Origin of the sequence: Achromobacter sp. (assembly GCF_050285585.1) — a bacterium.
GTDB lineage: Bacteria > Pseudomonadota > Gammaproteobacteria > Burkholderiales > Burkholderiaceae_B > Achromobacter.
Genome location: NZ_JBLZXF010000082.1, coordinates 1 through 4637 on the forward strand (window position 1 = coordinate 1; position 4637 = coordinate 4637).

Below are 4637 nucleotides of genomic sequence, written 5' to 3' on the forward strand. Positions count from 1 at the left end.
ATCAGCACGCCCAGGTCGGGCGAATGCAGCGAGGCGTGCTCGGGCGCGTGGCCGTAGCCGACGATGACGCGCCAGTCGTGCGCGCCGATGCGCACCGCGTCGCCATGCATGATGCGGGTGTAGCGCGACGGCACGGCCGGCACCAGGTTGGGGAAGTAGTTGGCGCGCTGGCGGATCTGTTCCTGCGCGTCCGGATCGGTCAGGCCGTGGCGGGCGAAGTGGTCGACGGCCGACTGGCCGCCGGGACCTGCGCCAGCGTCATTGCGGCGCGACGACCACAGCGACGCCACCATGAAGTCGGTCATGGTCATCCACAGCCGCGCATCCCAGCGTTCACAGAGCCAGTAGGCCAGGCCGATGTGGTCGGGGTGCATGTGGGTGACGATGACACGCAACACCGGCAGGCCTTCCAGTTCGTTTTCGAACACCTGCTCCCACAGCGTCTTGACCTCGTCCCGCGAGATGCCGCAATCGACGATGGTCCAGCCGTCGCGGCCGTCGATGCGGTCACGCAGCAGCCAGAGATTGATATGATCCAGCGCGAACGGCAGCGGCATGCGGATCCACTTGACGCCCTCGGCCACCTGATGGGCGCGGCCGGCTTCGGGCTGGAAATCGGCCCAGGGATACTGCAGCTTCTGTTCGTTGGGGTTCATTGCCTCGCTCTCCACGCTTGACGATCGCGTCAAGTCATCATAATTTACGTTTACGTAAACTGCCACACGTCGCATGTCCCCGTCAACCTGGACCATCTCCGAGCTCGCCCGCGAGTTCGACGTCACGCCCCGCACGATCCGCTTCTATGAAGACCAGGGGATCGTCAGCCCGGCGCGCGAGGGCCGCAACCGCATCTTCGGACCGCGCGACCGCACGCGCCTGAAGCTGGCCCTGCGCGGCAAGCGCCTGGGCCTGCAACTGTCCGAGATCCTGACGCTGATCGACATGTACGACGGCCCCGGCGACACCGAGGTGCAGTTGCGCCAGTACCTGGCGGTGCTGGCCCAGCATCGCGCCACGCTGGAACAGCAGCGCCGCGACATCGAGGATACGCTGCAGGAGATCGCAATGCAGGAACGCCAGTGCCGCGAGCTGCTGGCGCAGCAACGAGCCTGAAGCGCCTGCCATGGCGATGCTGCAAACTTTCGCGCTGTTCGTCCTGACCGCGCTGGCCGAGATCATCGGCTGCTACCTGCCGTACCTGTGGCTGCGCCGCGGCCATTCCATCTGGCTGCTGGCGCCGGCCGCTGTCAGCCTGGCGCTGTTCGCCTGGCTGCTGACGCTGCACCCGACCGCGTCGGGGCGCGTGTATGCGGCCTACGGCGGCGTGTACATCGGCATGGCGCTGCTGTGGCTGTGGGCGGTCGATGGCGTGCGGCCCAGCGCCAGCGATTACGTCGGCGTGGGGCTGTGCCTGGCGGGGATGCTGGTGATCATGTTCGGGCCTAAAGCCGCCTGACGCACCGCTAAGACTGGGTATTGCGTCCCGACACCCCTCACGCGGATTGATCCGAGACCAACATTGAAGGCCTTTCCGCGTAGGGAAGGTAGTCAGGATCAATCCGGCATGCTCTCCATGACCTTGCGTACGAAATCCAGTGATGGCGCTTGTGTTCCCGCCACGCGAAGCGTCATCATTTTTTCGCCACTGCGCCAACGCACCATCGTCATCTCCTGACCATCCTCGGGCCGAACCAGGCGGGTCGCCACAACACCGCGTGGATGACCGCCCGCTGACATCGTCGCGTTCACTTGTTCAGCGGATAGCAGATTGACCATGCCTCCTTTACTCAACAGTGTTTCCGAAAGGATGACGGCGTCCACGTCTGGGCACTCATAGGCGCGGACCAAGCCGGTCAGCTTGGCGTCCACTTCGACACCGGCGGGTGTCTGGTACTGCAAGGCACAGCGGCTCAGCGGGCCCTTTGATACGTCCGCCGGATGTATCCAGGAGGAGCGTAGTCGTGCGGAAAGGCTGTTGTGTGCTTGCGCGAGTTGTTCAACGCGTGCCTTCAACGGCTTGAATGAGCGTTGCAGGACAGGCACGGACGCGAGGTCACTGAAGACGATTGGCTTGGCGCTGCGCGCCTTCGGTCGAATTTGACGCAATTTTCGTTCTTCCCACCGCTTTTTTTCATCTCCAGGCATGTTGGCGGGAGGTTGAAGGTCTCCCACCGCAGGGAACTCAGTGGGAACGGGCGCTGCGGCATGAACCATGCCTCCAGGCCAGGGAAAGAGAATAACCAGTACGGCGACAGTGGCTTTGAAACTGCTGTGGAACATTGAACACTCTCTAGAAGCTGCAATCATCGGCAAAGGTACGCACGCACTCTTCCAGGGTGTTCGTTGCGCCACCAAAACTGTCCGTGCAATTCTGGTAGATCAGCGCCCAGCCCTCATTCGGATCCGTTCGCGGAGCGGGCTGAATTAGGTGATAGCCTTCGACCTGCCAAAAGCCTTCTCCTGCTGCAAACCATGCGACTGCCGCAGACCGCCAAGTTACTTCCGATCCGGCGCTGATAAAAACTTCAGAGAAGTCGTCCAGGTTGGTTTGGTACGACTGCGTATACAAGTTCCAATATGAAGCGCCACTGGTATCCCACGAAATGGATTCATTGTTGATGCAATTGGCGCGAGAGAACATGCTCATGTGCCAGACGGGAACCTCTGTCGTCGCGTCATATGCCGCGGCAGTCGCGCAGGCAAGTCCAAGCCCCGGAAGCCAAGTGAAAGTGAATAGTGTGCGCAACTTCATTCGAACGTTTCCGTAGCAGAACGCCGCGTTACATTGAGATCGCCGCGGCCTGCGGGTTCATCCCGACAGACGAGAAACCCCGCCCTGATAGAAATCAAGTCCCGCTTTGCGTAGGCCTTGCTTGAAGAGATTACCGGGGAGATAACGACTCACACCCGATCCTGGGGGCATATGTCAGACCATCACTCAGATCGGCTGGCGCCGTCCGAACGCCACGCCCGATTCGCATGACGCAAACCAGCCCTGCCCGCGCCAATAAAAAACGCGCTCCACAAGGAGCGCGCTTTGCATTGGACCGCCGACATTCAGGCGGCGCTGGCGTCATTCCGCCTTGATGTTGCCTTCCTTGATGATGCGGGCGTTGTTGGCGAACTCGGCCTGCACCTGCTTGGCGAAGGCGTCGCCGGACGCGGTGCCCGGCTGCAAGTAGGACTTGGCCAGCAGGTCCTTGAACTCGGCGCTGGCCACGGCCTTGGCCAGCGCGGCCTGCAGCGGACCCGACACCGCCGGCGGCAGGTTGGCCGGCGCGAAGATGCCGAAGTTCGAGTAGTACTGCGCCTGCGGCAGCTTCAGTTCGGCCATGGTGGGCACGTCGGGCCAGGCGGCCAGGCGCTCGGGCGCCATCACCGCCAGCGGCTTGAGCGCGCCGTTGGCCACGTGCGGCAGCACCACGTCGGTGTTGACCACCAGCAGCTCGATCACGCCGCCCAGGCCGTCGGTCAGCGCCTGGCTGTTGCCGCGATAGGGCACGTGCAGCATCCTGGTGCCGGTCTGCGTGGTCAGCGCCGCCATGCCGATGTGGGCCACGGTGCCCTGACCCGGCGTGCCGTAGCGCACGCCGTCCGGGTGCGACTTGGCGTAATCGATCAGGCCGGCGAAGTCCTTCACCGGCAGCGCCTTGGTGGCGACGATGGCCACGGGCGCCACGGCCACGCTGGCCACCGGCGTCAGGTCCTTCATCGGGTCGTAGTTGGTCTTGGCCAGATGCGGGAAGATGGTCAGCGGGCTGGTGGAGGCCAGCAGCAGCGTGGTGCCGTCGGGCTGGGCGCGCGCCACGAAGTCGGTGCCGACCGAGGCGCCCGCGCCGGGCTTGTTTTCGACGATGACGGTGGCGTTGGCCTCCTTGCGCAGCGCGTCGCCCAGGCGGCGCCCGATCGCGTCGGCGCTGCCGCCGGCGGTGTAGGGCACGACCAGGGTGATGGGCTTGGCGGGCCAGCCTTGCGCCAGCGCGGCGCCGCCCGTCATGATCGCCAGGGCCGCCCCCGCGGCCGTGAACAACATCTTCTTTTTCATAGCTTCCTTGTGGTGTTGCGTAGCACTGCGTGAGGTAATGCGTGAAACGGGTAAGGCAAAAGGAAAACTCGTCGTGGCGACGGACGGTCTGGCCGCGCGATCAGCCGGCCAGGTAACGCTGCGTCAGGCGCACCCAATAGCTCGCGCCCGGCGCGATCAGGGCGTCGTTGAAGTCGTAGCTGGTGTTGTGCAGCATGCACGGGCCCAGGCCATGGCCGGCCATGCGGTGGTCGCCATCGCCGTTGCCCAGGAACACGTAGCAGCCGGGCTTGGCCTGCAACAGAAAGGCGAAGTCCTCCGAGGCCATCACCGGCTCGATCACGCGGGCGTGGTCGGGGCCGGCCACTTCGCGCATGACCTGCATGCAGAACTCGGTCTCGGCGGGGGTGTTGATCAGCGCCGGGTAGCGGCGCTCGAAGTAGACCTCGGCCTCGCAGCCGTGGGCGGCGGCGATGCTGCCGGCGATCTCGTGCATGCGGCGCTCGATCAGGTCGACCACGTCGGTGCTGTAGGCCCGCACCGAGCCGCCCAGCCAGGCGCTGCCCGGGATCACGTTGATGACGCTGCCGCCGGCCTGCACCTGGGTGATGGA

At 64.4% G+C, this 4637-nt stretch carries 7 protein-coding genes; 2 read left to right on the forward strand and 5 right to left on the reverse strand.

Annotated elements, in window-relative coordinates; translation table 11 throughout:
- The coding region (locus ACN6PJ_RS31070; RefSeq protein WP_427999478.1) for an MBL fold metallo-hydrolase at positions 1 to 656 on the reverse strand (656 nt) is incomplete at its 3' end.
- A 73-nt stretch (positions 657 to 729) separates the two neighbouring features.
- Here ACN6PJ_RS31070 and ACN6PJ_RS31075 point away from each other — a divergent pair.
- On the forward strand, positions 730 to 1113 hold the full coding sequence (locus ACN6PJ_RS31075) for a MerR family transcriptional regulator (protein ID WP_427999479.1): 384 nt from the start codon (positions 730 to 732) through the stop codon (positions 1111 to 1113).
- Positions 1114 to 1123: 10 nt separating this feature from the next.
- Positions 1124 to 1456, forward strand: coding sequence for a YnfA family protein (locus ACN6PJ_RS31080; protein WP_427999480.1), 333 nt, complete (start codon positions 1124 to 1126; stop codon positions 1454 to 1456).
- A 98-nt stretch (positions 1457 to 1554) separates the two neighbouring features.
- On the opposite strand, the gene ACN6PJ_RS31085 is transcribed toward ACN6PJ_RS31080, so the two are convergent.
- From ACN6PJ_RS31085 to ACN6PJ_RS31100, 4 genes are all read right to left on the reverse strand, one after another.
- Positions 1555 to 2280, reverse strand: coding sequence for a hypothetical protein (locus ACN6PJ_RS31085; protein WP_427999481.1), 726 nt, complete (start codon positions 2278 to 2280; stop codon positions 1555 to 1557).
- 10 nt (positions 2281 to 2290) lie between these two features.
- The gene (locus tag ACN6PJ_RS31090) at positions 2291 to 2752 is read right to left on the reverse strand and encodes a hypothetical protein (protein ID WP_427999482.1); all 462 of its coding nucleotides are present in this window, start codon (positions 2750 to 2752) and stop codon (positions 2291 to 2293) included.
- A gap of 321 nt (positions 2753 to 3073) precedes the next feature.
- The gene (locus ACN6PJ_RS31095; protein WP_427999483.1) at positions 3074 to 4045 is read right to left on the reverse strand and encodes a Bug family tripartite tricarboxylate transporter substrate binding protein; all 972 of its coding nucleotides are present in this window, start codon (positions 4043 to 4045) and stop codon (positions 3074 to 3076) included.
- A gap of 100 nt (positions 4046 to 4145) precedes the next feature.
- Positions 4146 to 4637: M20/M25/M40 family metallo-hydrolase (locus ACN6PJ_RS31100; protein ID WP_427999484.1), on the reverse strand; the 492-nt coding region annotated here is incomplete at its 5' end.